The organism is Chachezhania sediminis, assembly GCF_009765275.1.
Classification (GTDB): domain Bacteria; phylum Pseudomonadota; class Alphaproteobacteria; order Rhodobacterales; family Rhodobacteraceae; genus Chachezhania; species Chachezhania sediminis.
Genome location: NZ_VOPH01000001.1, coordinates 578,229 through 603,823, shown reverse-complemented (window position 1 = coordinate 603,823; position 25,595 = coordinate 578,229). Strand labels below are relative to the sequence as shown.

General features: G+C 66.4%; 24 protein-coding genes. 11 read left to right on the top strand and 13 right to left on the bottom strand.

Annotated features, from left to right (window positions below):
- Positions 1-58: 58 nt before the first annotated feature.
- Both FQK05_RS02825 and FQK05_RS02820 read right to left on the bottom strand, forming a co-directional pair.
- Positions 59-3,169: an efflux RND transporter permease subunit gene (locus tag FQK05_RS02825; protein ID WP_158964356.1), complete on the bottom strand. Its 3,111-nt coding sequence runs from the start codon at positions 3,167-3,169 to the stop codon at positions 59-61.
- Positions 3,170-3,172: 3 nt separating this feature from the next.
- Complete coding sequence (locus FQK05_RS02820; RefSeq protein ID WP_158964355.1) at positions 3,173-4,354, bottom strand: efflux RND transporter periplasmic adaptor subunit; 1,182 nt, start codon at positions 4,352-4,354, stop codon at positions 3,173-3,175.
- Between the two features lie 77 nt (positions 4,355-4,431).
- Here FQK05_RS02820 and FQK05_RS02815 point away from each other — a divergent pair, with 77 nt between their 5' ends.
- The 3 genes from FQK05_RS02815 to FQK05_RS02805 all read left to right on the top strand — a co-directional run bounded on the left by FQK05_RS02815 (position 4,432) and on the right by FQK05_RS02805 (position 6,661).
- Positions 4,432-5,028, top strand: coding sequence for a TetR/AcrR family transcriptional regulator (locus FQK05_RS02815; protein ID WP_158964354.1), 597 nt, complete (start codon positions 4,432-4,434; stop codon positions 5,026-5,028).
- A gap of 93 nt (positions 5,029-5,121) precedes the next feature.
- A complete protein-coding gene (locus FQK05_RS02810) occupies positions 5,122-6,270 on the top strand; it encodes a M20 aminoacylase family protein (protein ID WP_158964353.1) in 1,149 nt (382 codons plus the stop codon).
- Positions 6,271-6,370: 100 nt separating this feature from the next.
- Positions 6,371-6,661 (top strand): hypothetical protein, encoded by a 291-nt coding sequence (locus FQK05_RS02805; protein WP_158964352.1) that lies wholly within the window; start codon positions 6,371-6,373, stop codon positions 6,659-6,661.
- Here FQK05_RS02805 and FQK05_RS02800 read toward each other — a convergent pair.
- Positions 6,658-8,271, bottom strand: a complete 1,614-nt coding sequence (locus tag FQK05_RS02800) for a glucan biosynthesis protein (protein ID WP_199252581.1) — start codon at positions 8,269-8,271, stop codon at positions 6,658-6,660. The genes FQK05_RS02805 and FQK05_RS02800 overlap by 4 nt on opposite strands.
- 542 nt (positions 8,272-8,813) lie before the next feature.
- Between FQK05_RS02800 and FQK05_RS02795 the strand changes: the two genes are divergently transcribed.
- Together FQK05_RS02795 and infC are read left to right on the top strand one after the other, a co-directional pair.
- Positions 8,814-10,046, top strand: a complete 1,233-nt coding sequence (locus FQK05_RS02795) for an MFS transporter (protein WP_158964348.1) — start codon at positions 8,814-8,816, stop codon at positions 10,044-10,046.
- A 30-nt stretch (positions 10,047-10,076) separates the two neighbouring features.
- Positions 10,077-10,745 (top strand): translation initiation factor IF-3, encoded by a 669-nt coding sequence (gene infC / locus FQK05_RS02790; protein ID WP_456064404.1) that lies wholly within the window; start codon positions 10,077-10,079, stop codon positions 10,743-10,745.
- Positions 10,746-10,826: 81 nt separating this feature from the next.
- On the opposite strand, the gene FQK05_RS02785 is transcribed toward infC, so the two are convergent.
- From FQK05_RS02785 to FQK05_RS02770, 4 genes are read right to left on the bottom strand one after another with little or no spacing between them, the layout of a single operon-like run.
- Entirely contained in the window at positions 10,827-11,612 is a 786-nt protein-coding gene (locus FQK05_RS02785) for a heme ABC transporter ATP-binding protein (RefSeq protein ID WP_158964346.1), read from the bottom strand.
- Complete coding sequence (locus FQK05_RS02780) at positions 11,609-12,679, bottom strand: FecCD family ABC transporter permease (protein ID WP_158964344.1); 1,071 nt, start codon at positions 12,677-12,679, stop codon at positions 11,609-11,611. Before FQK05_RS02780 ends, FQK05_RS02785 begins: the two co-directional genes overlap by 4 nt.
- Positions 12,676-13,557 carry a heme/hemin ABC transporter substrate-binding protein gene (locus tag FQK05_RS02775; protein WP_158964342.1) on the bottom strand — a complete coding sequence of 294 codons (882 nt, stop codon included), beginning with the start codon at positions 13,555-13,557 and terminating at the stop codon, positions 12,676-12,678. Before FQK05_RS02775 ends, FQK05_RS02780 begins: the two co-directional genes overlap by 4 nt.
- A complete protein-coding gene (locus FQK05_RS02770; protein WP_158964340.1) occupies positions 13,557-14,633 on the bottom strand; it encodes a hemin-degrading factor in 1,077 nt (358 codons plus the stop codon). Before FQK05_RS02770 ends, FQK05_RS02775 begins: the two co-directional genes overlap by 1 nt.
- Before the next feature lie 287 nt (positions 14,634-14,920).
- On the opposite strand from FQK05_RS02770, the gene FQK05_RS02765 reads away from it, so the two are divergent.
- From FQK05_RS02765 to FQK05_RS02740, 6 genes are read left to right on the top strand one after another with little or no spacing between them, the layout of a single operon-like run.
- Entirely contained in the window at positions 14,921-17,017 is a 2,097-nt protein-coding gene (locus FQK05_RS02765) for a TonB-dependent receptor plug domain-containing protein (RefSeq protein WP_199252580.1), read from the top strand.
- Positions 17,018-17,061: 44 nt separating this feature from the next.
- Positions 17,062-17,520 (top strand): hypothetical protein, encoded by a 459-nt coding sequence (locus tag FQK05_RS02760; protein ID WP_233270333.1) that lies wholly within the window; start codon positions 17,062-17,064, stop codon positions 17,518-17,520.
- Positions 17,517-18,194 (top strand): MotA/TolQ/ExbB proton channel family protein, encoded by a 678-nt coding sequence (locus FQK05_RS02755; protein ID WP_158964338.1) that lies wholly within the window; start codon positions 17,517-17,519, stop codon positions 18,192-18,194. Before FQK05_RS02760 ends, FQK05_RS02755 begins: the two co-directional genes overlap by 4 nt.
- Entirely contained in the window at positions 18,184-18,579 is a 396-nt protein-coding gene (locus tag FQK05_RS02750; protein ID WP_158964336.1) for an ExbD/TolR family protein, read from the top strand. Before FQK05_RS02755 ends, FQK05_RS02750 begins: the two co-directional genes overlap by 11 nt.
- Positions 18,580-18,583: 4 nt before the next feature.
- The gene (locus tag FQK05_RS02745; protein ID WP_233270332.1) at positions 18,584-18,973 is read left to right on the top strand and encodes an ExbD/TolR family protein; all 390 of its coding nucleotides are present in this window, start codon (positions 18,584-18,586) and stop codon (positions 18,971-18,973) included.
- Positions 18,970-20,136 (top strand): energy transducer TonB family protein, encoded by a 1,167-nt coding sequence (locus tag FQK05_RS02740; protein ID WP_158964334.1) that lies wholly within the window; start codon positions 18,970-18,972, stop codon positions 20,134-20,136. The genes FQK05_RS02745 and FQK05_RS02740 overlap by 4 nt, the downstream gene beginning before the upstream one ends.
- Positions 20,137-20,482: 346 nt before the next feature.
- On the opposite strand, the gene FQK05_RS02735 is transcribed toward FQK05_RS02740, so the two are convergent.
- From FQK05_RS02735 to FQK05_RS02710, 6 genes are all read right to left on the bottom strand, one after another.
- Positions 20,483-20,839 (bottom strand): phasin family protein, encoded by a 357-nt coding sequence (locus tag FQK05_RS02735; RefSeq protein ID WP_158964332.1) that lies wholly within the window; start codon positions 20,837-20,839, stop codon positions 20,483-20,485.
- A gap of 102 nt (positions 20,840-20,941) precedes the next feature.
- On the bottom strand, positions 20,942-21,730 hold the full coding sequence (locus tag FQK05_RS02730; protein WP_158964330.1) for an FAD binding domain-containing protein: 789 nt from the start codon (positions 21,728-21,730) through the stop codon (positions 20,942-20,944).
- Positions 21,731-21,802: 72 nt separating this feature from the next.
- Positions 21,803-22,288 carry a (2Fe-2S)-binding protein gene (locus FQK05_RS02725; protein WP_158964328.1) on the bottom strand — a complete coding sequence of 162 codons (486 nt, stop codon included), beginning with the start codon at positions 22,286-22,288 and terminating at the stop codon, positions 21,803-21,805.
- Between the two features lie 136 nt (positions 22,289-22,424).
- Positions 22,425-23,426: a molybdopterin-binding protein gene (locus FQK05_RS02720; RefSeq protein ID WP_158964326.1), complete on the bottom strand. Its 1,002-nt coding sequence runs from the start codon at positions 23,424-23,426 to the stop codon at positions 22,425-22,427.
- On the bottom strand, positions 23,423-24,412 hold the full coding sequence (locus FQK05_RS02715) for an XdhC family protein (protein WP_158964324.1): 990 nt from the start codon (positions 24,410-24,412) through the stop codon (positions 23,423-23,425). Before FQK05_RS02715 ends, FQK05_RS02720 begins: the two co-directional genes overlap by 4 nt.
- A 293-nt stretch (positions 24,413-24,705) precedes the next feature.
- Entirely contained in the window at positions 24,706-25,563 is an 858-nt protein-coding gene (locus tag FQK05_RS02710) for a ferredoxin--NADP reductase (protein ID WP_158964322.1), read from the bottom strand.
- Positions 25,564-25,595: the final 32 nt, after the last annotated feature.

Sequence of the window (25,595 nt, the reverse complement as noted above, 5' to 3'; positions counted from 1 at the left end):
TGGCGCAGAACCGAGCCGGGGGTCGCTCAGTGCGAAAGCGGTCCGGCCCGGGGCCCGGTCACAGCTTCGTCATCTTCCAGCGGCCGCGTGCCAGGGCCACTGCCTTCAGCACGCCGACATAGAAGACCGGCACCATCACGATCCCGATCACGGCCGAAAAGACGATGCCGCCCAGCATGCCGGTCCCGATCGACCTCTGCGCATTGGCGCCGGCGCCGGTGGCCAGAACCAGCGGCAGGATGCCGAAGCCGAAGGCCAGCGAGGTCATCAGGATCGGCCGCAGGCGTTGTTTCGACGACATCACCGTCGCCTCGATCAGCCCCTTGCCCTGTTCGCGCAGGGTTTCGGCGAATTCCACGATCAGGATCGCGTTGCGCGCCGCAAGGCCGATGGTCGTCAGAAGCCCCACCTTGAAGTAGACGTCGTTGGTCTGGCCGAAATACCAGGTCGCAAACAGTGCGCCCAGGATCCCCACCGGCACCGACAACATCACCGCGAAGGGCACCGTCCAGCTTTCGTAAAGCGCGGCCAGGCACAGGAACACGATCAGTGCCGACAGCGAATAGAGAAGCGGTTCCTGGTTCCCCGACAGCCGCTCCTGGTAGCTGAGGCCCGTCCAGGCGGCGCCGTAGCCGCCATCCAGCCGGGCGGTCAGTTCCTCCATCCGCTCCATTGCGGCGCCCGAACTGGTGCCTGCGGTCGCCGCGCCCGAAATCTCGATCGCGGGAGTGCCGCCATAGCGGGTCAGCGAGGGCGTGATCGTGTCCCAGCTGCGGGTCATAATCGCCGACAGGGGCACCATCTCGCCCTGATCGTTGCGGATGTACCAGGCGTCGATGTCCTCGGGCTGCATCCGCCACGGGGCGCCGCCCTGCACGATCACCTCGCGCAGCTTGTTGCCCTGCGGAAAGTCGTTCACGTAGGTCCCGGCAAAGACCGTGGCCAGCATCGCGTTCACGTCGGACAGGGACACGCCCAGGGCCCCGGCCTTCTGCTGATCGATGGTCAGCTTCAGCGACGGGCGCTGGGTGTCGTCGTTGCCGCGGATGTTGGTCAGGCCAGGATCGGCGCGCGCGGCGGCGATCAGTTCGTCCGCAGCGTTTTTCAGCGCCTCCTGCCCAGTGCCGGCCTGATCGACCAGATACATGGTGAACCCCGAAGAGGTGCCCATGCCGGGGATCGCGGGGGGCTGCAGAAAGAATATCTGCCCGTCGCGGTTTTGATAGAAGGCGCGGTTCGCGGCTGCCATCACGTCGCCCGCGTCGATGCCTTCCCGGTCCGCATAGTCCTTCATCCGCACGAACATCATCGCCCGGTTCTGGCCGGATCCGCCGAAGCTGAAGCCCACGGCGCCGAAGATGCCGTCGACCGCGTCCGCCTGCCGGTTCAGCATGTAGGATTCGATATTGCGGACGGCCTGCGTCGTCTGTTGCGTGGTGGCGTGGTCGGGCAGGGTGATCAGCGTCATCAGCACGCCCTGGTCCTCGGTCGGAAGGAAAGACGACGGCAGCCGGTCATAGATCCACCAAGCGCCGTAGCCCACCGCCAGAAGGACGATCAGCATCCGGAAGGGCCGCGCCGAAAAGCGCCTAACAGTCGCGCCGTATCCGTTGGTCAGCCGGTCCAGCCCGCCGTTGAACCAGCGCAGCGGCACCATCGGCCGTTTGCCATGGGACGACCGCAGCAACTGGGCGCACATCGCAGGCGTCAGGATCAGCGCGACGAACAGGGACAGTACCATTGCGGTGATGATCGTGACCGAAAACTGGCGATAGATGACCCCGGTCGACCCGGTCATGAAGGCCATGGGCAGGAACACCGCCGACAGCACCAGCACGATCCCGATCAGCGCCGACGAAATCTCGCCCATGCTCTTTTCCGTCGCCGCGACCGGGTCCAGGCCTTCCTCTTCCATCACGCGTTCGACGTTTTCGACGACCACGATGGCATCGTCGACCAGCAGGCCGATGGCCAGGACCAGCGCGAACATCGACAGCGTGTTGATCGACATGCCCAGCACCGCCAAGACCCCGAAGGTGCCCAGAAGAACGACCGGCACGGCGATGGTCGGAATGATCGTCGCCCGCCAGCTTTGCAGGAACAGCAGGATGACCAGGAAGACCAGGACCACCGCCTCGATCAGGGTGTGATAGACTTGATTGATCGACTTCTCGACAAAGGGAGAGGTGTCGTAGGGAAACTCGACCACGACTCCTTCGGGAAGCGACCTTTCCAGGGTCGCGATCACCGCCCGGACCCGTGCCGCGGTTTCCACCGCGTTGGCCCCGGTGGCCAGGTTCACGCCGAAGCCCGCGGCCTGCAGGCCGTTGAACCGCGAGGACCGGCCATAGTTCTGTGCCCCCAGTTCGATCGTCGCGACATCGGCAAGATAGACGGCCGAGCCGTCGTCCTTGGTCTTCAGCAGGATCCGCTGGAAATCCTCGACCGACTTCAGCTGAGACTGGGCGGACAGGGACACGGTGATCTGCTGGCCTTCGACCACCGGCTGCGCGCCCAGCGATCCCACCGTGACATTCGTGTTCTGCTGGCTGACGGCGCGGGTGATGTCCGACGCCGTCAGCTGGTACTGGAACAGCCGTCCGGGCTGCAGCCAGATCCGCATCGCGTATTCGGTGCCGAAGATGTTGATCGATCCCACGCCCTCGGTCCGCTGGACCGGATCTTCGAAGGTCGACGACAGGATGTCGCCCAGCTCCAGCGAGGTATAGCGGCCGTCGGTCGACACCAGTGCACCCACCATCAGGATCGACGATGTCGACCGGCTGACCCGCACACCCCGCTGCGTGACCGAGGTGGGCAGTGCCGATTGCACCAGCTGCAGCCGGTTCTGGACCTGCACCTGCGCCATGTCCGGCACGACGCTGTCGTCGAAGATCAGCGACACGCTGGACGAGCCCTGGGTCGAGGACGAGGTCATGTAGATCAGGCCGTCGAGCCCGGTCATCCCGTCCTCGATCACCGAGGTGACAGAGTTTTCGACCGTGGCCGCCGAGGCGCCGGTATAGGTGGCCGAGATCCGCACCGTCGTGGGCGCGATGTTGGGATATTGCGAGATCGGCAGGCTGAGCAGGCCGAAAGTGCCGCCCAGCATGACGACGATGGCCAGCACCCAGGCAAAGACCGGGCGGTGAATGAAGAAAGTTGCCATGGATCAGTCGCCTGCCGGTTGGGCCGCGTCCTGACCGCCTTCGGCCGCGTCGCGCACCAGGCCGTCAGGCCCGATCCGGACCGGAACCGGGGTCACGGGCAGGCCGGGGCGCAGGCTTTTCTGCCCGTCGACGATCAGCTGTGCGCCGTCTTCTACATCCGCGAGCACGATCCAGTTGTTCTGATAGCTGCCGATATCCGACAGCAGCACCTGCCGTGCCATCCCGTCCTGGCCCACGAAATAGGTCACCAGCTTGCCGGCATTGTTCCGCGTCGCCGCGCGTTGCGGGACCAGGTAGGCGTTCATCGTGCCCATCGTGATGTCGCCCCGCATGAACATCCCCGGCAGGATCAGCCGGTCGGGATTGTCGAAGCGGAAGCGCAGCGTCAACGTGCCCGTCGAGGTCGAAACCGCGTTGCCGGGCGTCACGAACTGGCCCACTCCGCGATAGATCTGGCCGTTCTCAAGCGTCAGCTTGGCGTTCAGCTCGGCATTGACCGAAAGCGTCCCGTCCTCGATCTGCTGGCGCAGTTGCAGCATCCGCGCGCTTGCCTCCAGCATGTCGACGTCGATCGGATCCAGCCGGGTGATCGTGGTCAGCGCATCCGACTGGCCGGCGGTGACAAGGTCGCCCACCGAAACAGTGGCCACGTCGGCACTGCCTTCGATGGGACTGGTGATCGTGGTCCAGGACAGCTGGGTCTGGGAGAATTCCAGCGCTGCCTTCGCGCCTTCCAGCGCGGCCTTTGCTCCGGCCAGCTTGCCGGTCGCGGCCTCTGCCTCGGCCACGGTGAAGCCGCGTCCGGCCAGTTGTTCGACCCTCTCATAGGTCGACTGGGCGACCTGCAATTCGGCCTCGGCCGTCGACACCTCGGCCTGGTCGGCCGCCACCTGCGCGCGGTAGGCGGCATCGTCGATGCGGAACAGGGGATCGCCCACCTTCAGATCCTGTCCGGGGGTATAGAGGATCTCCTGGATCACGCCGCCGATCCTGGGGCGCAGATCGACCTCCTGATAGGCCACGGCACGGCCGGGCAGGCTGACGACGCGCGGTATCTGCTGGCGCTTCATCTCGACCACGCCGACCTTCATTGGGGGGGCCGATTGTCCCTGCGCCGCAACCGGACCGGACAGCCCAAGCGCAACTGCAACGGCCGCCAGCGCGGCCTTCATTCGATCATGCATGTCTGTTTGCCATTGACGGGAGGACTGTCACGATTCTACCTATGCAGTAATTGCACACTATGCAAGGATTTGCAGAGATGGCTCTCTCCCTCAGGGAACGCCGACGGCTGGAGACAGCCCGCGACATACAGAGCGCCACCTTTCGCCTGGCGCGCGACCGCGGGTTCGAGAACGTCACGACCGAGGCGATCGCCGATGCGGCGGGGATCAGCGTCCGGACCTTCTTCAATTACTACGCCAACAAGGAAGCTGCGGCGCTGGGGATTCCCCCGCAATTCACGGAAGCCGCGAAGGACGCCCTGGTCAACGGCAAAGATGCGCTGGCAACGGACCTCAGGCGGTTCCTGCGCGCGCATCTGGACCGGATTTCGGCCGACGATCACATCGTTCGTGAACTGCGGGTGATCCTGCGGGACAGTGGCAAGGTCCGCTGGATGCTGGACGAACACCTGTCCGGCCTGCGCAGCGATCTGGCAGCCTGTCTTGTGCAGCGACTGCCGGACGGGAACGCCCGGCTGGCCGCGGTTCTGGCCGACTGGGGGATCAACATCGGCAACCGCACCTTTGAAAGCTGGCTGGCAGGGGACCCGGGGGTCAGCATCGCGGCCACGCTGGACGGGCTTTGGGCGGATAACGTGGCGGTGGCGGGGATCCTGACGGAATGTACGGGATGAATGGGTTCTGACCCCAGGGCCCTGATCCGCTTGCGGCCGCGCCCGGTTCGCGCGCACCATCGGGCCAGCCTACAGCCATGAAGGAGGCCCGCCATGACCGATCTGACCCGACTTCACAAGGACATGACCGAATGGCGGCGCGACCTGCACCGTCACCCCGAATTCGGGTTCGAGGAGACACGCACCGCCGCCTTCGTGGCCGAAAAACTTCGCAGCTTCGGGCTGGAGGTGGTCGAGGGGGTGGGCGGCACCGGCGTGGTCGGCACGCTGACGCGGGGCACCTCGAACCGGGCCATCGCGCTGCGGGCCGACATGGACGCATTGCGGATCGCGGAACGGTCCAGATCCGACTGGGCGTCCACGACCCCGGGCACGATGCATGCCTGCGGTCACGACGGTCACACGGCAATGTTGCTGGGCGCAGCCCGGCTTCTGGCCGGACAGGACGATTTCGACGGCACGGTGCGGTTCCTGTTCCAGCCGGCCGAGGAATGGGGCCGCGGCGCGCTGGCGATGTTGGATGACGGGCTGATGGAACGTTTCCCGTTCGATGAGGCCTTCGGCATCCACAACATGCCCGGCCTGCCGGTGGGCCATGCAGAAACAAAGCCCGGCGCCTTCATGTCGGCCGAAGACAATTTCGAGATCGTGCTGAAGGGGGAGGGCGGCCACGCAGCGCGGCCCCAGTGGGGGCGCGAAGTGATGGTCCCCGCCTGCGCGCTGGTGGTGGAACTGCAGACCATCGTGTCCCGCAGGCTCAGCCCCGGGGATATCGCGGTCGTCTCGGTGACCGAGCTGCTGACCGACGGCACGCGGAACGCGCTGCCCGGGTTGGCCCGGGTGCTGGGCGATGCGCGCAGCTTCCGGCCCGAGGTATCCGCGAAGATAGAGGAGGACATGCGCCGCATCGCGTCCGGCATCGCAGCCGCGCACGGAGTAGAGGCGCAGGTGACCTATACCCGCGAATTCGTGCCGCTGATGAACGATGCCGACCTGGCAGCCGAGGTTCTGGATGCGGCCGGCCAAGTCTCTGCCAATGTCGCGGTGGCAGAGGAACCCATGACGGGGTCCGAGGATTTTGCCCGTTTCCTGGACCACGTGCCCGGATGCTTCCTGTTCATAGGCAACGGCGAAACCTCGGCCCCGCTGCACAACCCGGAATACGACTTCAACGACGCCGCCCTGCTGCACGGCGCGCAGGTCCACGCGGCCATCGTCCGGAAGCGTCTGCCGGTGGGGTGACCGGCCCCTGTCGGAATTTTCATGAAAGTTTGAACCGGCGAGACAGGGCGCACGTCTATGGCCCGCGTTCGACAGTGAACGCAGTTCAAGGGGCAAGACGATGACAGACGAAAAGCACTATCCCCGGGCCTATGCCCATCCGGCCGCACGGACCGGGCCTGCCGGGAACCTGAATGCAGCACCGCACCGGGCCAGTGGGGGCCCGGCCGTCGCGCTGGTCACGGACATGTGCCAGAACCGCAAGTTGCGCTTTTCCGGCGACCAGTTCGAATTCGCCGATTACGAAGACGAGGACGGCGACTTCGGATGCGACGACGGGCCGGTACGTCGCACCGGCAGCCGGCGACATCCCCACGCCCCGCCGCTGGGGACATGGGAAGATAAGATTTAGCCGAAGGCCCAGTCCGGCTTGAACTGGTACATCCAGGTTTCGGTCAGGGGTTCGCCGTTCATGGCCAGGTACATGCGCAGATCGGCCAGTTGCCCGCGATCCAGCGCCAGGTCGAAATTGGCCTGCCAGACATTGCCGTTGGGCATGGGCAGCGCGAAGGTGCGGCTGATCGTGCCATGGGACGAAGTCACGACGACCTCGGGCATGACGCCATAGGGGATCTTGCGCATCACCTCGGGCCGGTCGAATTCCACCGCGAAATGATAGACGCCGGGCGGCCGGGGGTGGCCGGGCTGACCGCCGCGACCGATCCGCGTCGCGCGGGTCTGGGCGATGTTGGTGGCCGGGTAGGGTTCGTCGTTCTGCCAGTGCAGGCGATAGTGCAGGTCGTAGGCGTTGCCCTTTACCGCCGGTGCCTCGGGCACCCAGAAGGCGCCGATATTGTCGTGGATCTCGTCATCCGTGGGGATTTCCAGCAACTGGATCGTGCCGCGGCCCAGCGGCTTCAGCGGTTCGACCCACAGGCTGGGCCGGCGGTCGTAGAAGACGCCGTCCAGGTAATTTTCAAAGCTGCGGTCGCGCTGCGACAGTCCGAAACCCTGAGGGTTGTCGTCCATATAGGCCGACACGCGCGTGCCGTCGGGATTGTTCAGGGGCCGCCAGATCCGTTCACCCGTGCCCGTCCACATGGAAAGACCGTCGGAATCGTGCACCTCGGGCCGCCAGTCGATCAGCCGGTTCCGTCCGTATTCGCCGTACCAGAACATCGATGTGATGGGCATCAACCCCAGCCGCTGCACGTCTTTGCGCAGGAAGATCTGCGCCTCGATCTCCATCGTCACGCCGCTTGTCCGGTCCAGTCCGCGCACGATGCTGAAGCGATAGGCGCCGGTCACGCTGGGCCCGTCCAAAAGGGCGCAGACGATCACCGGCGTGTCGGGGTCCGATCCCGGGACCTGTTCGATATAGAACTCGCGGAAATCCGGGAATTCCTCGGGCCGGTCGGACAGGGCGGCGTCGATAGCGATGCCGCGGGCCGACAGGCCGTACTGGCCGGCAGCCCCGATGGCCCGAAAATAGCTTGCCCCTTGGAAGGCGACCCAGTCCTGGGTTTTCCAGTCGTCTTCGGTATACCATTCCTGCAATCGGAACCCGGCAAAGCCCGCGTCCGGCGAAAGAAGCCGCGCAGGGTTGTCGGGCGGCATGTCGAAGAGCGCCGGGTCATAATGGATTTCCGATGCCATCCCGTCTTCGACCGCGAACATCTGCACCGGCTTGGTCGCATACATGCCAAGGTGGAAGAACTCGAGCGGATAGCCCCTGGCCTCTCCCGTGTCGGGCTGGCCGGAATAGCGTGCGACATCGGTGTTGAACTTAAGTTCTCCGTGACGCTGATAGTCGATCAGCTGCACGATCTCCGGGTCGGGCTGCAGCGGCGGGTCATAGGGGGCGTCCGCCATGGCCCGGGCGCGGTCGACCAGGGCGTCGAAGTTGAAGGGCCGCGGCCGGTCGCTGGCTGCTTGGGCCCAGGCGCGCCGACCACTGAAAGCGGGCAGGAAAAGGCCCCCTGCAAGAAGGGTGCCGCCACGCAGAAAAGCACGTCTGTTCATGGTGTCGGTCCGGGTCCGGTTTCGATCCGTGGAAATCAGTTTCGCGAGCATTTATGACAGCGCGCGAAAACCTCAAGCGGGATTCACGCGCTTTCGCCGGCAATTCTGTGCGTCTTGCGCGGCGGGCTGCCACCGGGGCCGCGAACCGGCTGCGATCTGCCTGTTTGCGACGCCGCGCAGGCCCGTATTCCCGCGCTGTCGGCAAGGCCTTGCCCCGCCCGGCCCGGTCTTGTGCAAAGGTCTGCCGATCCTGGTACGGGCGATCCGTGAACGTCTGGGGCGTCTGGGGGGAGGCCGGATCCGGCCGATAGCCCTGCCGCCAGATGTCCACCCGCTTTGGGCACAGGCGATGTGCGGAAGTATGGCAAGCTGGTTGACCCTTTCTGTTTTCATCGCCACGGGATCGCGATAATGTCGGCATCGCGGTCCGTGCCGCTTTCGGCCGCCGCCACGAGGTGAACGGCCGCCGGCGCTGCAGCCGCCATCCGGCGTGGCCCTGCCAGCCTGTGCCGGCATCGCCTGAAAACTGAAGGTACTGCAAAATGACCCATGCCACGGGGAACGGCGCGATGGCGCCTGCCGGCCTGTCCCTGGACGAGGCCGGAACGGCGCCGAATCCCCGCCCGATCCTGATCGTGCTTTCGCTGGCGAACTTCGTCGTCGGCATGGGCGCCTTCATGATTCTGGGCATGATGGTCCCCTTGGCCGAGGCCTTCGACATCGACCCCAAGCAGGGCGCCTGGATGATGACGCTCTATTCGCTGACCTATGCGGTCGCATCGCCCGTGCTGATTTCTCTCACAGGGCAGATGGGGCGGCGGCGGGTCTTGACGCTGGGCCTGGTGCTGTTCGGCGCGGCCTCGATCCTGACGGCCTTTGCGCAGACGCCTTTGCTTCTTTTCGCCGGGAGGCCGCTGGCGGCGGCCGGGGCAGGGCTGGTGACGCCCGTTGCGGCCGCGGTGGCGGCGGCGATGGTGGAACCCGAACGCCGCGCCCGGGCCTTGTCGAGCGTCTTTCTGGGCATGACGCTGGCGCAGGTGCTGGGTGTACCGGCGGGCAGCTTCGTTGCCTATACCTTCGGCTGGCAGGTGGCGTTCTGGTTCGCGGGCCTGCTGTCGCTGGCGGGCGCCGTGCTGGTCTGGAATCTTGTGCCGGCCGGTCTCATCTTCGCGCCCGTGTCGCTGGCCGACCTGGCGCGGCTGATGTCGAACCGCAGGATGATGATGGCGGTTCTGTTCACCACCCTGTTTCTTGGGGCCGTGAACATGATGTTCATGCTGCTGGCGCCGATGCTGGACGCGGTGATGGGATTCGGCCGCAACGGGATCATGCTGGTCCTGCTGGTGGCGGGGCTGGGCGCCGTCTTCGGCAACGCGCTGGGCGGCCAGATGACCGACCGGCTGGGCTATTACCGCACGCTTCTGGTCATGGTCCCGATGGTCGCGCTGCTGTCTATGCCCTTCAGCCTGATGCCCTTTCCCGTGGCTCCCGTGGCGATCCTGGCCGCGCTGATCTTCCTGCAGTCGTCCTGTTCCTGGGCGGCGATGCCGGCCCAGCAGGTGCGCCTGATCTCGATGGGGCCGCAGATCGCCAGCGTCATCCTTGGGTTGAACGCAGGTGCGATCTATATCGGTGGGGCGGTGGGGTCGGCCCTGGGGGTCGGCGTCGTGTCGGTCTTCGGATTCCAGGGACTTGGTGTGGCCGTGGGTCTTGGCCTGATCCCGGCACTGATCCTGCTTATCCTCACCGAACGCCTGCGCGCGCCCGGAGAATGAACGCGTTAAGCGCGAATTCCCCTTGAAATATTGCCCTTTCGCCGCTATTTTTCGGCTTCGAAATTCGTTAACGACCAAAGGATCAAAGCGATAGCCCGCAGACCTCATAACGCGCCCCCGCCGCGCGACAACGGCCCCCGCGTCAACGGCAAGATCCGTGCGCCCGAGATCCGCCTGATCGGCGCCGAAGGCGAGAACGTCGGCGTCGTGCACCCCGCAAAGGCCATGCAGATGGCAGAGGAGGCGGGTCTCGACCTTGTCGAGATCTCTCCGAATGCGACGCCCCCGGTGTGCAAGATCATGGACTTCGGCAAGTTCAAGTACGAACAGCAGAAGCGGGAAAGCGAGGCACGCAAGAAGCAGAAGATCATCGAGGTCAAGGAGGTCAAGTTCCGTCCGAACACCGACACCCATGACTACGAGGTCAAGATGCGGAACGTGGTGAAGTTTCTGGAGAACGGCGACAAGGTGAAGGTCACCCTGCGCTTCCGCGGCCGCGAGATGGCCCACCAGAATCTGGGCCGCGACCTGCTGGAGCGTGTTGCCGAGGACGTCAAGGAACTCGGCAAGGTCGAGAACATGCCGAAGATGGAAGGCCGCCAGATGGTCATGATGATCGGCCCGCTGCCGGCCAAGCCGGGCGCCAAGCCGCGCCCTGCCGACGCCGAGCAGGAACCGACATCGGCCGAAGCGTCCTGATCCATCGGATCCGACTGAATGCGAAAAGGCACGACAGGGACCGCCTGTCGTGCCTTTTTTCTTTCGCGGTTGGGCGCGGGCTCAGATCTCCAGCGGGCTGGCCTGCGGCAGCAGGAACGGCATGGCCTGCGCCGGCATCCGGCCGGGCCGAAGCGGGCAATCATAGACCCGGGACAGGACCGGTTCGGTCATGACCTCCTGCGCCGTGCCATTGGCGGCGACGCGGCCATCCTTCAGCACGGTGATCCGGTCGGCCATCATCGCCGTCAGGTTCAGGTCGTGCATCACCGCGATCACCCCGCCGCCCCGCGCCGCGAAGTCGCGCACGGTCCGGATCACCAGGAACTGGTGCCCGGGATCCAGGCTGGATACGGGTTCGTCCAGGAACAGCCAGCGGGGGATATCGTCCACCACAGGCTCCCAGATCTGGGCCAGGACGCGGGCCAGCTGCACGCGCTGCTGTTCGCCCCCCGACAGATCGGTGTAGGGGCGGTCGGCCAGATATGTGGCGCCGACGCGGTCGAGTGCCGGCAGGATCAGGCTGTCGCGGCCGGCCGACAGGCCCGCGCGCAGGCCCATGCGGACGACCTCGGACACGGTGAAGGGGAAGGCCATGCGCACCGATTGCGGCAGCACGGCCCGCAGGCCCGCCAGTTCGGCCACGGGGATGTCGGCGGTTGCCCGGCCGTTCAGCCACACGGTGCCACGGTGCTTCAACTCGCCCGTGAGCGCCCGCAGGAAGGTGGTCTTGCCCGATCCGTTAGGGCCAACGATGGCGGTGATCTGTCCGGGCTGCGCGGCAAAGTCGATGCCGTGCAGCGTTTCGCGCCCGCCCAGGCGGACGGTGATGCCCTGTGCCTCGATCATTCCATGCCCACCAGTCCGCGACGTCGAAGAAGGATCCACAGGAACACGGGCGCGCCCAGAACGGCGGTAACGATGCCGATGGGCAGTTCGGCCGGCGCCACGATGGTCCGGGCGATCATGTCGGCGCTGATCATCAGGATTGCGCCCAGAAGGGCGGCATTCGGCAGAAGCGGCGTGTGATCGGGGCCCGAGGCCAGGCGCAGAAGATGCGGCACGACGATCCCCACGAAACCGATGGCCCCGGCGACGGCCACGGCCACCCCGGTCGCGCCCGCGACCCACAGGACGGCCAGCGTCTTGGTCTTCTGGACCTCGACCCCCATGTGCATCGCCGCGGCCTCGCCAAGGGCGATGCCGTTCAGGCCATGGGAGATCAGGGGGCTGGCCAGCAGCGCCAGCGCCAGGATTGGCAGCGATGTGGCGACCTTGGCCCAGGTGGCCCCGGCCATAGACCCCATCGACCAGAATGTCAGGTCGCGCAGCTGCGCGTCGTCGGCCATGTAGACAAGGATGCCGGCCATGGCCATGGCCAGCGCGGCCAGTGCAATCCCGGCCAGAAGCATCGTCGGAACCGAGGTCTGCCCGTCCCGCGTGGCCACGCGATACAGCAGGATCGTCGTGAACCAGGCGCCGACAAAGGCCGCGACGGATACCAGCGACGTGCCCACGGTTTCCCGCAAGGCCAGGGGCAGCAGGCCGCCCAGCACGATGGCACCGATGGCGCCCAGCGTTCCGCCTGAGGTGACGCCCACGATGCCGGGATCGGCCAGCGGGTTTCGGAACAGGCCCTGCAGGATCGCGCCGGACATGGCCAGCCCCGCACCGACCAGCGCGCTCATCGCCAGGCGCGGCAGGCGGATGTTCAGGAGGACGACCTTTTCCACGGCCGTCAGCGCCTCGCCCTGCCACAGCTTTGCCAGCGCCACCCAGGGCGACGCGTCCGAGGCGCCCCAGGTCAGGCTGGCCAGGCCCACGGCCAGCAGCGCCAGCGCCAGCCAGCCTGTCAGCCGCCAGGCGCCGGCGCGCCGGTCGCGCGGCACCGCCAGGTCAGAGGTCACAGCAGTCACCGGGGGGGATCCTGCGCCAGGGCCCGGGACAGCTGGGCAATGGCCTGCGGCGTGCGGGGGCCGAAGCCCAGCAGCAGGATGCCCGACATCCGCACCACCGCATCATTGGTCGCGGCCGGAGAGGTCGCCAGTTGCGGCAGCGCGAACAGCGCCTCGTTCGAGACGGCGTGATCGCCGCCGCGGTCCATCATCAGGATCACGTCCGGGTTGGCCATCTGCACCGCTTCGGGCGACAGGGGCTTGTAGCCCGTGAAACCCGCCACCGCGTTCCGGCCGCCGGCCATGCGGATGACGGCCTCGGCCTCGGTGTCGTCGCCTGCGGCCATCAGGTTGCCGCCCTGGGCCGAGATGATGAACAGCACCTTTTTCCGCTCCTTCCCCTCTGGCGGGGCGGCGGCGGCGATGGCCGCCTTCATCTCTGCCTCGGTCTGCGTGGCTAGCGCCTCGGCCTTGTCTTCCACGCCCAGGGCCTTGCCGACGGTGCGGATGGCGTCGGCGACGCCATCCGGCGTCAGCGGCCCGTCCAGTTCGACATAGTCGACGCCCGCGGCCTTCAGCACGTCCAGCGTCTGGGGCGGACCCGCCCCATCGGTGGCGATAATCAGGTCCGGGCCCAGCGACAGCACGCCTTCGGGCGACAGCGCGCGGAGATAGCCCACGCTTTCGATCGCGTTCGCTGCCGCAGGATAGGTCGAGGTGCTGTCGCGCCCGACCAGGCGGTGTTCCTCGCCCAGGGCGAAGACGATTTCCGTAATGGCGCTGCCGGCCGAGATGACGCGCTGGGGCCCTTCGGCCCGCGCGCTCTGGGCCGCCAGCAGCAGAACCAGCGCCAGCGACATGGCGACCTGGATCCGGCCGATCAGGGGCAGCCTGCGCATCAGACCGTCTCTCCTTGGGTGGCGGCAACCGGGGCTTCGGGAAGGTCGGCCACGATGCCGTTCCATTCCGGGCGATGGTCGTGGGCTTCCGTCCGGCGGCCGAAGATCTGGAAGATCAGCGCGCCACGGTCGTCGAAGGCCTCGACCGAGATGGCGGGGCCGCGCCGCGTCGGCTTGTCGACCGCCCAGACCTCGGCGATGTGATCCTGCCGCAGGTGAAGGTTGAAACCCGGGTCCAGCACATTCTGCCAGGGGCCCATTTCCTTCAGCGTGTGGATCGGACCGCCGTGGATCTCGATACAGCCGGCATTGCCGACGAAGACCATGATCTCGGTCCCGGCATCGCGCACCTTTTCCAGCATCGGCGTGACGCAGGACGGGGACAGCAGGCGGGCATGCGGCGCCCCGGCCACGCGGTAGGCGCCCAAGCGGTTCATCTTCAGCTTGCGGGTCAGCTTCAGGAACTGGTGGGTATCCGTCATTTCGGCCCATTCGGCACGCAGCTGGTCTGCCCTTTCGGGCACTTCAAGCGCGGGCTCCGGCGCCTTGGCGGGCTGGACCTCCAGCATCTGGGACAGATCGCCCGTGGCGAGCGCCTTAACCAGTGTGTCCCAGTGCGCATGGTTCGAAGCCTCGCGCAGGTGGACCTTGTGAACGGCCTCGCCCGCGGCGTCGAAGACCTGGATCGACCGGCGCACGCCGGTTTCGGTTTCGCGCTCGACCGCCATGGCAGTGACCCAGTGGTTCGGGAACAGGCGCAGGTCGATCTCTTCGGTCAGCACCATCGCGGCATGTTCGCCGGAATGGTAGTTTTCATAAACGCCATCCTTTTCGATGACGCAGCTGTCGTTGCGGGTCAGCGCCATCACCGTGCCCAGACCGGCCAGGGCGGGGATAAGACGGTCGGGATGCGCATCGATGCGGGTCACGCCCAGCCCCGTTTCGACGGCCAGAAGCTGAGCTTCGCTAAGCCCCAGCTTGGCGGCCAGGTCGCGATCGCGCAGCGATCCGTTTTCGGCCTTGGCGGTGCGGATATCGGAAGGGGACCGGCGGTCCGGCGAAGAGGTTGCTGTCATCTGAGCCTCGGCTGTCGCGGTAACGGGGGAAATGCTGGCTCGGGTGTTCTGATGCGGCCTTCGGGGCCGCCAGGACATGCGCTGGCGTATTGGGCGGCCGGGGCACCGTTCCTTGGGATATATGCCAAGCCGCTTTATAGTTGACTGTTTTAATCGGCTTTAGTAGCCAGCACAAGACAGTCGTTGCGCATTCATCCGATGCAGCGACTTGAAACGACACCCAATGACGACCGCGCCAGCACGATGCCAGCCCCTCCGGTCCTTCTTCTGATGAAGGGACAGCATCCATGGCCATCGCGCGCAGCCGACATTTCCGACACTGGGGACTTTCCGTCCTGGCCCTGGTCGCGGCCGCACCCGGCGTCTTTGCCCCCGCCGCCTTCGCGCAGGACCTGTCGGAGGAAGCCCTTGCGCAGGACCTGTCGGATGACGGTCTGGTACCGGGCGACCCGTCGGCGGTGTTCCTTGGCACGCTGCAACTGGGCGAATCGAAACGCGAGATCCAGACCGACACCGCCGTGCCCCTGACCACCATCGACGAAGAAGAGATCGAGGACCGCCAGGCCAATACAGTGGCGGAACTGATCGACACGGTACCGGGCGTCACGCTTGTGAACGGCAGCACGCCGCAGGGGTCGGGGATCAACATCCGGGGCTATGGCGCGAACTCGGTCTTTGGCACCGACAATAAGGTCCTGGTGCAGATCGACGGCGCCAATACCCAGGCAGAGGAGATCTATCGCGTCGGCAACCAGCTGTTCACCGATCCCGCGCTTTACAAGCAGGTCACGGTTCTGCGCGGGACCGTCGGCAGCTTCGAATACGGGTCCGGCGTCATCGGCGGCGTGGTGCTGATGGATACCAAGGACGCGTCCGATTTCACGGGCGGAGAGATCGGGTGGCGCTTGAACCAGACGCTTCAGGCGTCGTCGAACGGGCCGGGGTTCGTGTCGTCCTCGATCGTGGCGTGGCAACCGACCGAGAACCTGGAATTCCTGTTCAACTATACCTATCGCCGCCAGGGCGACCAGACCGACGGGATGGGCGACAGGATTGCCGACAGCGCCTTTACCCTGCCGTCCTATGTGCTGAAGGGAAAGTACACCTTCGGCCAGAACCGCGACCAAAGTCTGACCTTCGTCTACAACGACAGCACCTCGGCCGAACGCGACGTGCCCTATGACAGCTTCTCGGTCGAGGATTTCGGCAACGTCGACCGGGACGTCCACACCAAGATGACCGGCCTGCGCTATCAGTACGGCGCGTTCGGCAACGATCTGGTCAATGTCGACGTCAACCTGACCTATTCGGAACAGACCATCGATTCGTCCTATGTCGAAGGATCGTATCCGGGCGATCCCTACTGGATCACGGACCTGCTGAACGCCGACCAGCGCTATCGCACCACGCGGCTGGTGGCCAAGAACACGTCCTATTTCACCACCGGGGGCATCTCGCACGAATTGCGGGCAGGGATCGACATCAGCCAGCGCCAGCGCGACGACGCCTATTCCGCGCCGGGCGGCACCGACAAGCGCGTGGCGATCTTCGCGGTGGACGAAATCCGGATGGGCAACTTCACCCTGACGCCGGCGTTCCGCTGGGAACATCAGGACCTGAAGGGCACGTCCTATGTCGCTGATGGCGAAACGCTGCCCTATGACGGCAGCTATACCAACACGGCGCCCATGGGCGGGATTTCGGCCCGCTATGCCTTCGACAACGGCTTCGCGATCTTCGCCAGCGCCGCCTATACCGAGTCCATGCCCCCCATCGACGACCTGAACAACGAGGTCTATGCCACCATGCCCGAGAGATCGCGGACATGGGAGGCGGGCTTTTCCTTCAGCCGGATGGACCTGTTTTCCGACGGCGACGCGCTGCGCTTCAAGGTCAATGCCTACAAGTCCCTGTTGTGGGACGTGACCACCTATACCAGTTCGACGCGCTATTCCCTCGACAAGGTCGCGACCGAAGGGGTGGAGATCGAGGCCTCCTATGCCCACGGGTCGGGTTTCTATACCGACGTGAACGCGAATATCGCCAACGGCACCGAGACCGACGCGCGGGGCACCGAAACGCCCTGGCGCGGAGAGCCGCCCCATTCCGCGCAGGTGACCGTCGGCAAGCGTTTCGACAAGACCTGGGACGTCAGCTGGGAAATGGTGGCCAACGGGTCCGTCGACGACCGCAACGATGTCCATACTCCGGGCTTCGGGGTGAACAACTTCCGTGTCACCTACAAGCCGCAGGACGGCCTTCTGGAAGGCACCGAAGTGCGGCTGGGGGTCGAGAACATCTTCGACAAGGCCTACCAGACGGCATTGTCGACCCGGATGTCCCCGGGCCGTACGGTCAAACTGACCGTCTCGAAGCTGTTCTGAAACACCGCAAGCAAAGCGCCGAGCCAATAGAGGGACCGCACGAAATGACACAGATCCGACCGAAGACCCTGCGCCACCGGCTGGCGGCGATGATTGCGGCCCTGGGCGCTGCGGCCACGACCCTGCCCACCGCCGGTGCCGCGCAGGAGGGCCGCGGCATCACCCTGGAACTCTCTGCCGCGCAGGACCGCGAGCGATCCTGCCTGCTCAGCTTCCTGGCGCAGAACGGGATGTCGGCCGACATCGACAGTGCGGTCTACGAAGTGGTGCTGTTCGATGCGTCCGGTGCGGTCAGCCAGCTGACGCTGCTGGATTTCGAAACGCTGCCCGCGGGCCGACCCCGCGTGCGCCAATTTGCCTTTCCGGGGAAAGGCTGCGGCGACATTTCCCGCATCCTGATCAACGGGGCGGAAACCTGCACGGGCGACGGCGTCGACGCCGGTGCCTGCACCGACGGGCTGGACCTGAACAGCCGCGTCGCCGGAACGGAGCTGATCGGATGAATCCTGTGACCTTTGTAACCGACGCCGTGGTCGGGCTGTACGACCTGGGCGGTCCCGTCGTCCTGGTGCTGTTCGTCGTCTCGATCGTGACGGCGGCCGTCGTGATCTACAAGCTGTGGCAGTTCCGGGCCGCGGGCGTGGGCCGGCACACCCATGTGACCGCCGCGGTCGAGGCCTGGGACGCGGGCGACCGCGTGCGGGCCTATACGCTGGCCGAAGCCTCGCGCGGGTATCTGGGGCCGGTGGTGCTTCGCGCACTCGACCAGGCCGCGTCGGGCGATCTTGCCGCCGACCGCGCCGATGCCGAGGCCGAAGCGCGGTTCGGCAAGCTGGAATCGGGGCTTGGCCTTCTGGACATCATCGCGCAGCTGGCGCCGCTGATGGGTCTGTTCGGCACCGTCCTGGGCATGATCGACGCTTTCCGCACGCTGCAGGGTGCGGGCAATTCGGTCGATCCGTCGATGCTGGCCGGTGGCATCTGGGTGGCGCTATTGACCACCGCGGCGGGGCTGGCCGTGGCGATGCCGACCTCGCTTCTGCTGACCTGGCTCGATGCGCGGCTGCGGCGCGACCGGGTGCTGGCCAACAGGCTGCTGCGCACGGTCTTTGCGCCGGCCTCGGCCGAAACCAATGTCGTGGCGGCGGCCCGGCCGGGGATGCGCCATGCTGTCTGACACACGCAGGCGGCGGGGGCGGGTGTCGATGACGTCGTTGATCGACGTCATCTTCCTGCTTCTGCTGTTCTTCATGCTGACCTCGACCTTCTCGCGCTATTCGGAGCTGGAGCTGTCGGCCGCCGGCGGCAATGCGGCGCCGGGGTCGGCGGCCGAAGTGGCGACGGTCTTCCTGTCGCTGTCCGAGGACCGGCTGCTGGTGAACGGCCAGCCGACCGAGCTGGGGGCGCTGGCCGGCAACGTGAAGGTGACCGCGGCCGAAAAGCCCACGCGTCTCCTGATCTCGGCCGGGAAGGACGTCACTTCCCAACGGCTGGTCGACGTGCTGTCGGTGCTGAACGCCCTGGCGGGGCTGCCGGGCCTGTCGATCACGGTGCTGGGGTAGGCCCATGAGGATCATGCCCCGCACCCGGTCGGGAGGGGAGCCGACCATCGCGCTGATCAACGTGGTGTTCCTGATGCTCGTCTTCTTCATGATCGCCGGCACGATGGCGCCGCCGCTGGACAAGGACGTGAAGCTTGTCGATACGGCGGATCTGGAAAACGCGCCGCCGCCCGATGCGCTGGTGATCCGTGCCGACGGCGCCATGTTCTATCGCGGCGACGCGGTGGTCGATGCCGCCGCCTACATGGCCGGCCTGGACGAGGCGCAGCGCGCCAATGTCCGCATTGTGCCCGACCGCGCCCTGCCAGCGGCAAGGCTGGTCGCCACGGGCCGGGCGTTGCAGGTGGCCGGGGCCGGCCGTGTCCTGATCGTTTCTGAAAGGGAACTGCAATGATCCCGCGATCCGTACCCATCGCAGGGGCCGCGGTCGCCACGGCCGTGGCCATGCACCTTGGCGGTCTGAGCCTGGGCACCGGCCCCGAACCGGTCGAGATGGAAGGCGGCACCGTCGCCACCGCGGCCCTGGGCAGCGCCTTCGCCGACCTGGCCGTGGGCACTCACACGCCCGAGGAAGCCGACGTCCAGAAGGCTGTGGAGCCGGAACCCCAACCCCGCGAAAAGCCCGAGAAGATGGCGGAAAAGGTCGAACCCGTCCACCCGGAGCGTACCCAGAAGCCCGAGGTGGAGCGGACCGAGAAGGTGGTGGCGCAGGAGGCCGAACCGGTCGAGATCGAAGAGACCGAGACGGCAGAGCCGACCCGGCAGGTTGCAACCGATCCCGTGCCCATGGCCGAAGAGCCCGAGGCCGAGATCGCGATGGCCGAAGGCAGGGCCGAGGTCCTGGAACAGGCCCCGACCGAGAAGGCAGAGCGCCCTGTCCTGGCGCTGCAATCCGCCGTTCCGGCGGAACAGCCGGATCCGGTTGTCCCGGTAAAGACCGCGCAGCCGGTGCCGGAGGCCCCGGAGGCCGTGGCACCCGAGAAGGTGGAGCCGGTGAAGGTGGAACCCGAAGTCGCCGAGGCCGTGGAACCGGAAGAGGTCGTCGAGCCCGAGCCCGAGCCCGAACCGCTGCCGGAAAACCTGGCCGACGTGGCCAAGGTCACGCCGCCTGTCCGCCCACAGGTGCCGCCAGAGCCGGAGGTCGTCCGCAAGGAGGAACCGAAGTCCCAGCCCAAGGCCGCGCCGCGGGGCAACAACCAGACGCGGACGGCGAACAAGGGGACGACGCAGGGGACCAGGCAGGCATCCGCAGGGGCAGGGGCCACCGCGCAATCCGCGGCCAATTCGACAGGCAACGCCGCGGCCTCGAACTATCCCGGCAAGGTCTACCGCGCGATTGCCCGGGCCAAGCGGGGCAGGGTATCGATTCGCGGCGGCGCGAGGGTGTCGTTCCGTATCGCCACGAATGGCGCACTGGAAGGTATCAGCATCGCACGCTCCAGCGGCTCGGCCGAACTCGACCGGTTCGCGGTGCAGCAGATTCGGCGGGCCGCACCTTTCCCGGTTCCGCCAGCCGGCGCGCGCCGGTCCTTCACGATCGAGATCAAGGGTCAGTAGGCACCCGCCCCGGGGCAAGAGATCCCGATGTCTGGCAAGGGCCGATTGTGTTGAAAAACTCGGTCGTGCTCAAAACGGCCTGAATTTTCAGAACGCTTTTTTTCGCCAGCGAGGATAGTGCCCCGTTCGGGAGGCAAATTCGACCTCCGGCAGAACAAAATTCTGGTCCAGCGCCTGCCGACGCGGATCGAAGGAGTTTTTCAACACAATCGGCCAGCAGGAGACGGCCGGGCCCGGACGGCAGAGCGAAGCATCCGACGCCGGCCGCCGCCGGGTCGCAGAAAAAGGGCCGGCCCCGGGGGCCGGCCTGTGTCAGAGCTGCGGGGTCAGCAGGATCCCGGCGACCTTATTCGGCCGCCTTTTCGCTCGTTTTCAGCACCGGCGTCATCATCTTGGTGCCGATTTCGACCAGCTTGCCGGTTTCGGCGGTGTACTGTTCGATGGCGGTCTGGATGAATTCGGCCTGCAGGGTATGGAATTCGGCCGGGTCGCGGCATTGCAGCACCGCTTGCTGAAAGGCCATGTCGGTCTTCACGCGCTCGGCGATGAAGCCCATTACCTCGGCATTGTAGCTGCTGAGCTGTTCGAACCAGTCGGCACCGAAGGCGCTGCCCATCTGTCCCATTGATTTCAGCCCGATGGACTGCATCTTGCGGAAGGTCTCGGCGGCGTCGGCTGCTGGGTTGGACTTCGAGTCGGTCATGGATTCCCCCAAGGTTGTATGCTGAACGTCGCATACATGATCGGGGTGTCCTTGATTCAGATCAAGGCGCCAGTGGCGGTCGGCCAACTGGCGCCGATCCTGTCAGAGCAGCGCCTCGACCGCGCGCTGGGTCATCACCCGCACCAGATGGGCACGATAGGCCTTGGTGCCATGGATGTCGCCGATCATGTTGTCGGGCAGGATGTGCAGATCCATCAGCGCATCGGCGCGGAAATCCTTGGCCAGCGCTTCCTCGGCCTCTGTCCAGCGGAACACGCCGTCTTCGGATGCTCCGGTGACCGCCACGCGGAAGCCGTCTGCATATTTTGCCAGGAACACCCCCACCAGCGCGAAACGCGACGCCGGTTGGATGAACTTCTGGTAGGTCGCCTTTTCCGGCACCGGGAACCGGACGGCGGTGACGATCTCGCCTTCGTCCAGCGCGGTGGCGAACATGCCCTGGAAGTAATCGTCGGCCGCGATCTCGCGCTTGTCGGTGACGATGGTCGCGCCGGATCCCAGCGCGGCAGCGGGATAACAGGCGGCCGGGTCGTTGTTGGCCAGCGATCCGCCGATGGTGCCGCGGTTGCGGACTGCCGGATCGCCGATCCCGCCGGCCAGCGCCGACAGGGCGGGATAGGTGGTGGCGGTTTCCGCGGCGACCTTGGCATGGGTGGTGGCCCCGCCGATGGTGACGGCGCCGTCCGTGACGGTCACGCCCAGCATTTCCGGGATCCCGGTCAGGGACACCAGGGTCGTCGGCTGGGCCAGGCGGGCCTTCAGCGTCGGGATCAGGGTTTGCCCGCCGCCCAGGGCCTGGGCGTCCTCGTCCTGCAGGGCGGCGACGGCGTCGGCCACACTTGCGGCGCGCTGGAAATCGAAGTTGTACATCTCTCACTCTCCTGGCTGGCGGTGCAGGCACCGGTGGGCGGCGGACGCATCAGCACGTCCGCCAGCGGAGGTTTATTCGGCGGCGATGGCCGGAACCTCCTGGCCCGAGGCCGCGAGGATCGCCTTGACGATGTTGTGATAGCCCGTGCAACGGCAGATGTTGCCTTCGAGGTAGTGCCGGATCTCGGCCTCTGTGGGCTTGGGGTTTTCCTTCAAAAGCGCCGTGGCCGACATCACCATGCCCGGGGTGCAGAACCCGCATTGCAGCCCGTGATAGTCCTGGAATGCCTTCTGGACCGTGCTCAGCGTGCCGTCTTCGGCCTGTTGGCCTTCGATCGTGGCGACGGTTGTGCCATCGGCCTCGACTGCCAGCATGGTGCAGGCCTTCACGGCCGCGCCATCGACATGCACCACGCAGGCGCCGCACTGGCTGGTATCGCAGCCCACATGGGTGCCGGTCAGTTTCAGATTCTCGCGCAGGAACTGCACCAGCAGCGTGCGCCCCTCGACATCGCCGGAAACGGACTTGCCGTTCACGGTCATCGTGACAGTCGCCATCAGACTCTCCCTGCCGTCTTGGTCGGTGTACCTAACTCGACCGAAGTTAAATCACGCAGGCCCGGGAATGAGAACCGAAAACTTCGCGTCGCGGGGATGCCGCAGCGGCCGGATGCAAGGGGGCCCCTGACGGATGTCAGCGCTTGCGCCCGGCGCGGGGTTGCGACCGCGTGGGGATTTCCTTCAGAAGGCCGCCGACCCCCATTCCGGCAATATCCGCGGCCGATACCGCGATCCCGCAGGCCACCCGGGACAGGACCCAATCGGCCCCGTTCAGGGCGGGTGATCGCGCACAGCCCGGCAGGCCGATCACAGGGCGGGGGCCCAGATCGCCCAGGAACAGCAGGTTGCCGGGGTCGACGGGCATGCCGAACCGCGTCACCATGCCGCCCGCCGCGCGCACCGCCGACGGGGCCACGTCGTTCGGATCCGACGTGGCCGATCCGGTCAGGATCAGCACCATGTCGCCGGGCGCGCGCCCCAGCGCTGCGGCCAGGTCGGGCGTGCGGTGGGGCACCGTTTCCACACCGTCCAGTGTCAGGCCAAGGGCGGTCAGACGTTCGCCGATCACGCGGATGCCCTTGGCGTCGTCCGGACCCCCGGGGATGGAGGTGACGACCAGCCCGGCGCTGGCATGGGCGGGCGGCGCCACGCGGATCGCATTGGTGGCCGTGGCGATGGCGGCATCGACATCCGCGTCGGGCACGGCATAGGCGATGATCTTTACGGTCGCGACCATGTTGCCGGGGGCGACCTGCTGGAACGGGGCCAGGGTGGCCACCGTGATCATAGGGTTCACGGCATTGAAGCGGTCGATGGCGTCGGCATCGACGACCACCACGCCGGGGCTTTCCGCGATCAGGTTCACGCGGCCGGTGAAGGCATCGGTCCGCCTGAGGCCCACGGCGGCCGGATCGGGGACCAATGCACGGGCCAGCCGGTCGGCGGCTTCGTTTTCATCGATGTCGCCCGTATCGGGGGCGGCCACGATGATCTCTGTCAGGCCGGCCGCCTGAAGGCGGGCGATCTCGGCGGTCCCCAGCGACGCGCCCTTGCGCAGGCGCCCGTCGGGCAGGCTGATGGAATGGGCCAGGATCGTGCCCGCGGCCTCGGCCACCGGGCGGGGACCGAACTTCATTCCGCCTTGCCGCGCAGGACGGCCGTCATCTGGGCCAGGATCGACACCGCGATTTCCGCCGGTCCCGCCGCACCGATATCCAGGCCAACGGGCGCGTGGATTCGCGACAGCTCTGCCTCGGTGAACCCATTGGCAGTCAGGCGGGCGACGCGCTTGGCATGGGTCCGGGTGGAGCCGAGGGCGCCGATGTAGAACGGACCTTCACCGGGGGCGGCGCGCAGGGCGGTTTCCAGCGCGGGGTCGTCGATCTTTGGGTCGTGGGTCAGAAGGACCAGCGCGGTCCGGGCGTCCAGGCCCAGCTGCGTCACCGCCTCGTCCGGCCAGTCGTCCAGGATTGTCTCTCCGGGGAAGCGGGCGTCGGAACCGAAGGCGGGGCGCGGGTCGATCAGGACGGGATCATAGCCCGCGATCCGGGCCATCGGCACAAGGGCCTGCGCGATATGGACAGCGCCGACCAGCACCAGGCGCAGGGGCGGGTTGTGGATCGCATAGAAGGTGCGCCCGTCCTCGGCCACGCCGGAGCGGTCCATGCGGAGGCGGGTGGCGACTTCTTCCCCCTCGCGGACCAGCTGGCCTGCGCCTGTCTCCAGATCGACGGCATAGGCCAGCGCCTCGCGTTTCGTGCGGGCATCGACCAGGGCGGCAAGGGTGTCATGGGGCAGAGAGCCGCCGACAGGTTCGACAAGGATTCGAATGGTGCCGCCGCAGGCCAGACCCACGGCGAAGGCGTCGTCGTCGGACACGCCGAATTCCAGAACCCTGTGCCTGCCGTCGGCGATGGCATCGGCCGCTTCGTAGATCACGGCGCCTTCGACGCAGCCGCCGGAGACGGAACCTTCGATGCGCCCGTCGCCGCTCACGGCGAGTTGCGCGCCGGCGCGGCGGGGGGCAGAGCCCCAGGTCTCGATCACGGTGGCAAGGGCGGCGCCGGTGCCGTCGCGGTGCCAGGCAAGTGCGGTTTCGGGGGCTTGGTCGAAACGGTCCATGGTGCGCGTATCCTTCCCTTGGCCGAACGGCGTCAACCTATGCCCGGTGCGGGCGCGGTACAAGACACAGGACCGCAGGCAAGGAAAGGGCGCGGTTCGGGGATCCCGGGTTCCGCAGCGCGCGCCGCGAAGACGCCGCATGACGAAGGCGGCTTTGAGCCTGACCTTGCCGTCATGCCCGATCTTCGCGGGGCTTTTGATGGCTGCGGGCCGCGAAGCCGTTTCGTGCCCGCCTTTCCCCCGCAGGGCATCGCGCGGAAGCCGCTTTGAAAGCGGCTTCGGCCAGGCCGGGATCAGTCGACGAAGGCTTTTTCGACCACGTATTGCTTGGGATCGGAATTCGCGCCTTCCTCCAGACCATAGCCTTCGAGAAGTTCCTTGATCTCCAGGTTGAAGGCCAGGTTGCCGCAGACCATGGCGCGGTCGGTCGCCGGGTTGATCGGGTCGATCCCCAGATCGGCAAATACCTCGCCCGAGCGCATCAGGTTGGTGATGCGGCCCATCTTCGGGCTCTCTTCCCGGGTCGTGGTCGGATAATAGCGGATCTTCTTCCAGAAACCCTCGCCGATCACCTCTGCCAGCAGTTCGTCGGTTTTCAGCCCCTCGATCAGCTCGGCACCATAGGTCAGCTCGCCCACTTCGCGGCAGGTATGGGTAATGACGATCTCATCATAGTCCTCGTAGGTCTGCGGCTCGCGCAGAAGGCTGGCGAAGGGTGCGAAGCCGGTGCCGGTGGCGAAGAACCACAGCCGCTTGCCGGGCAGCAGCGCGTCATGGACCAGCGTACCCACGGGCTTCGGGCGCAGGATGATCTCGTCGCCCACCCGGATGTGCTGCAGCTTCGAGGTCAGCGGGCCGTCTTGCACCTTGATCGAATAGAACTCCAGCTCCTCGTCCCACGAGGGCGAGGCGATGGAATAGGCGCGCAGCAGCGGCTTCTGCCTGCCGGTCGCGGGATCGGGATCGCCCATCAGACCGATCATGACGAATTCGCCGGACCGGAAGCGCAGGCTGGCCGGGCGCGTCACGCGGAAGGAAAACAGCCGGTCGGTCCAGTGTTTCACGGCTGTCACGGTCTGGGCGTCGGGCAGGGCCTTGGTCGCCACCTTCGAGGAGGAGGCATCGTTCTTGATCGGAGCGGCGTCAGTCACGGTCGTATCCACTGGGCGAAGTTCGGTCAAAG

Bases quoted from the DNA above. Each gene is read 5' to 3' on its own strand.
- FQK05_RS02825 (WP_158964356.1), bottom strand. From the start codon at position 3,169: ATGGCAACTTTCTTCATTCACCGCCCGGTCTTTGCCTGGGTGCTGGCC.
- FQK05_RS02820 (WP_158964355.1), bottom strand. From the start codon at position 4,354: ATGCATGATCGAATGAAGGCCGCGCTGGCGGCCGTTGCAGTTGCGCTT.
- FQK05_RS02815 (WP_158964354.1), top strand. From the start codon at position 4,432: ATGGCTCTCTCCCTCAGGGAACGCCGACGGCTGGAGACAGCCCGCGAC.
- FQK05_RS02810 (WP_158964353.1), top strand. From the start codon at position 5,122: ATGACCGATCTGACCCGACTTCACAAGGACATGACCGAATGGCGGCGC.
- FQK05_RS02805 (WP_158964352.1), top strand. From the start codon at position 6,371: ATGACAGACGAAAAGCACTATCCCCGGGCCTATGCCCATCCGGCCGCA.
- FQK05_RS02800 (WP_199252581.1), bottom strand. From the start codon at position 8,271: ATGAACAGACGTGCTTTTCTGCGTGGCGGCACCCTTCTTGCAGGGGGC.
- FQK05_RS02795 (WP_158964348.1), top strand. From the start codon at position 8,814: ATGACCCATGCCACGGGGAACGGCGCGATGGCGCCTGCCGGCCTGTCC.
- FQK05_RS02785 (WP_158964346.1), bottom strand. From the start codon at position 11,612: ATGATCGAGGCACAGGGCATCACCGTCCGCCTGGGCGGGCGCGAAACG.
- FQK05_RS02775 (WP_158964342.1), bottom strand. From the start codon at position 13,557: ATGCGCAGGCTGCCCCTGATCGGCCGGATCCAGGTCGCCATGTCGCTG.
- FQK05_RS02770 (WP_158964340.1), bottom strand. From the start codon at position 14,633: ATGACAGCAACCTCTTCGCCGGACCGCCGGTCCCCTTCCGATATCCGC.
- FQK05_RS02765 (WP_199252580.1), top strand. From the start codon at position 14,921: ATGGCCATCGCGCGCAGCCGACATTTCCGACACTGGGGACTTTCCGTC.
- FQK05_RS02760 (WP_233270333.1), top strand. From the start codon at position 17,062: ATGACACAGATCCGACCGAAGACCCTGCGCCACCGGCTGGCGGCGATG.
- FQK05_RS02755 (WP_158964338.1), top strand. From the start codon at position 17,517: ATGAATCCTGTGACCTTTGTAACCGACGCCGTGGTCGGGCTGTACGAC.
- FQK05_RS02750 (WP_158964336.1), top strand. From the start codon at position 18,184: ATGCTGTCTGACACACGCAGGCGGCGGGGGCGGGTGTCGATGACGTCG.
- FQK05_RS02745 (WP_233270332.1), top strand. From the start codon at position 18,584: ATGAGGATCATGCCCCGCACCCGGTCGGGAGGGGAGCCGACCATCGCG.
- FQK05_RS02740 (WP_158964334.1), top strand. From the start codon at position 18,970: ATGATCCCGCGATCCGTACCCATCGCAGGGGCCGCGGTCGCCACGGCC.
- FQK05_RS02735 (WP_158964332.1), bottom strand. From the start codon at position 20,839: ATGACCGACTCGAAGTCCAACCCAGCAGCCGACGCCGCCGAGACCTTC.
- FQK05_RS02730 (WP_158964330.1), bottom strand. From the start codon at position 21,730: ATGTACAACTTCGATTTCCAGCGCGCCGCAAGTGTGGCCGACGCCGTC.
- FQK05_RS02725 (WP_158964328.1), bottom strand. From the start codon at position 22,288: ATGGCGACTGTCACGATGACCGTGAACGGCAAGTCCGTTTCCGGCGAT.
- FQK05_RS02720 (WP_158964326.1), bottom strand. From the start codon at position 23,426: ATGAAGTTCGGTCCCCGCCCGGTGGCCGAGGCCGCGGGCACGATCCTG.
- FQK05_RS02715 (WP_158964324.1), bottom strand. From the start codon at position 24,412: ATGGACCGTTTCGACCAAGCCCCCGAAACCGCACTTGCCTGGCACCGC.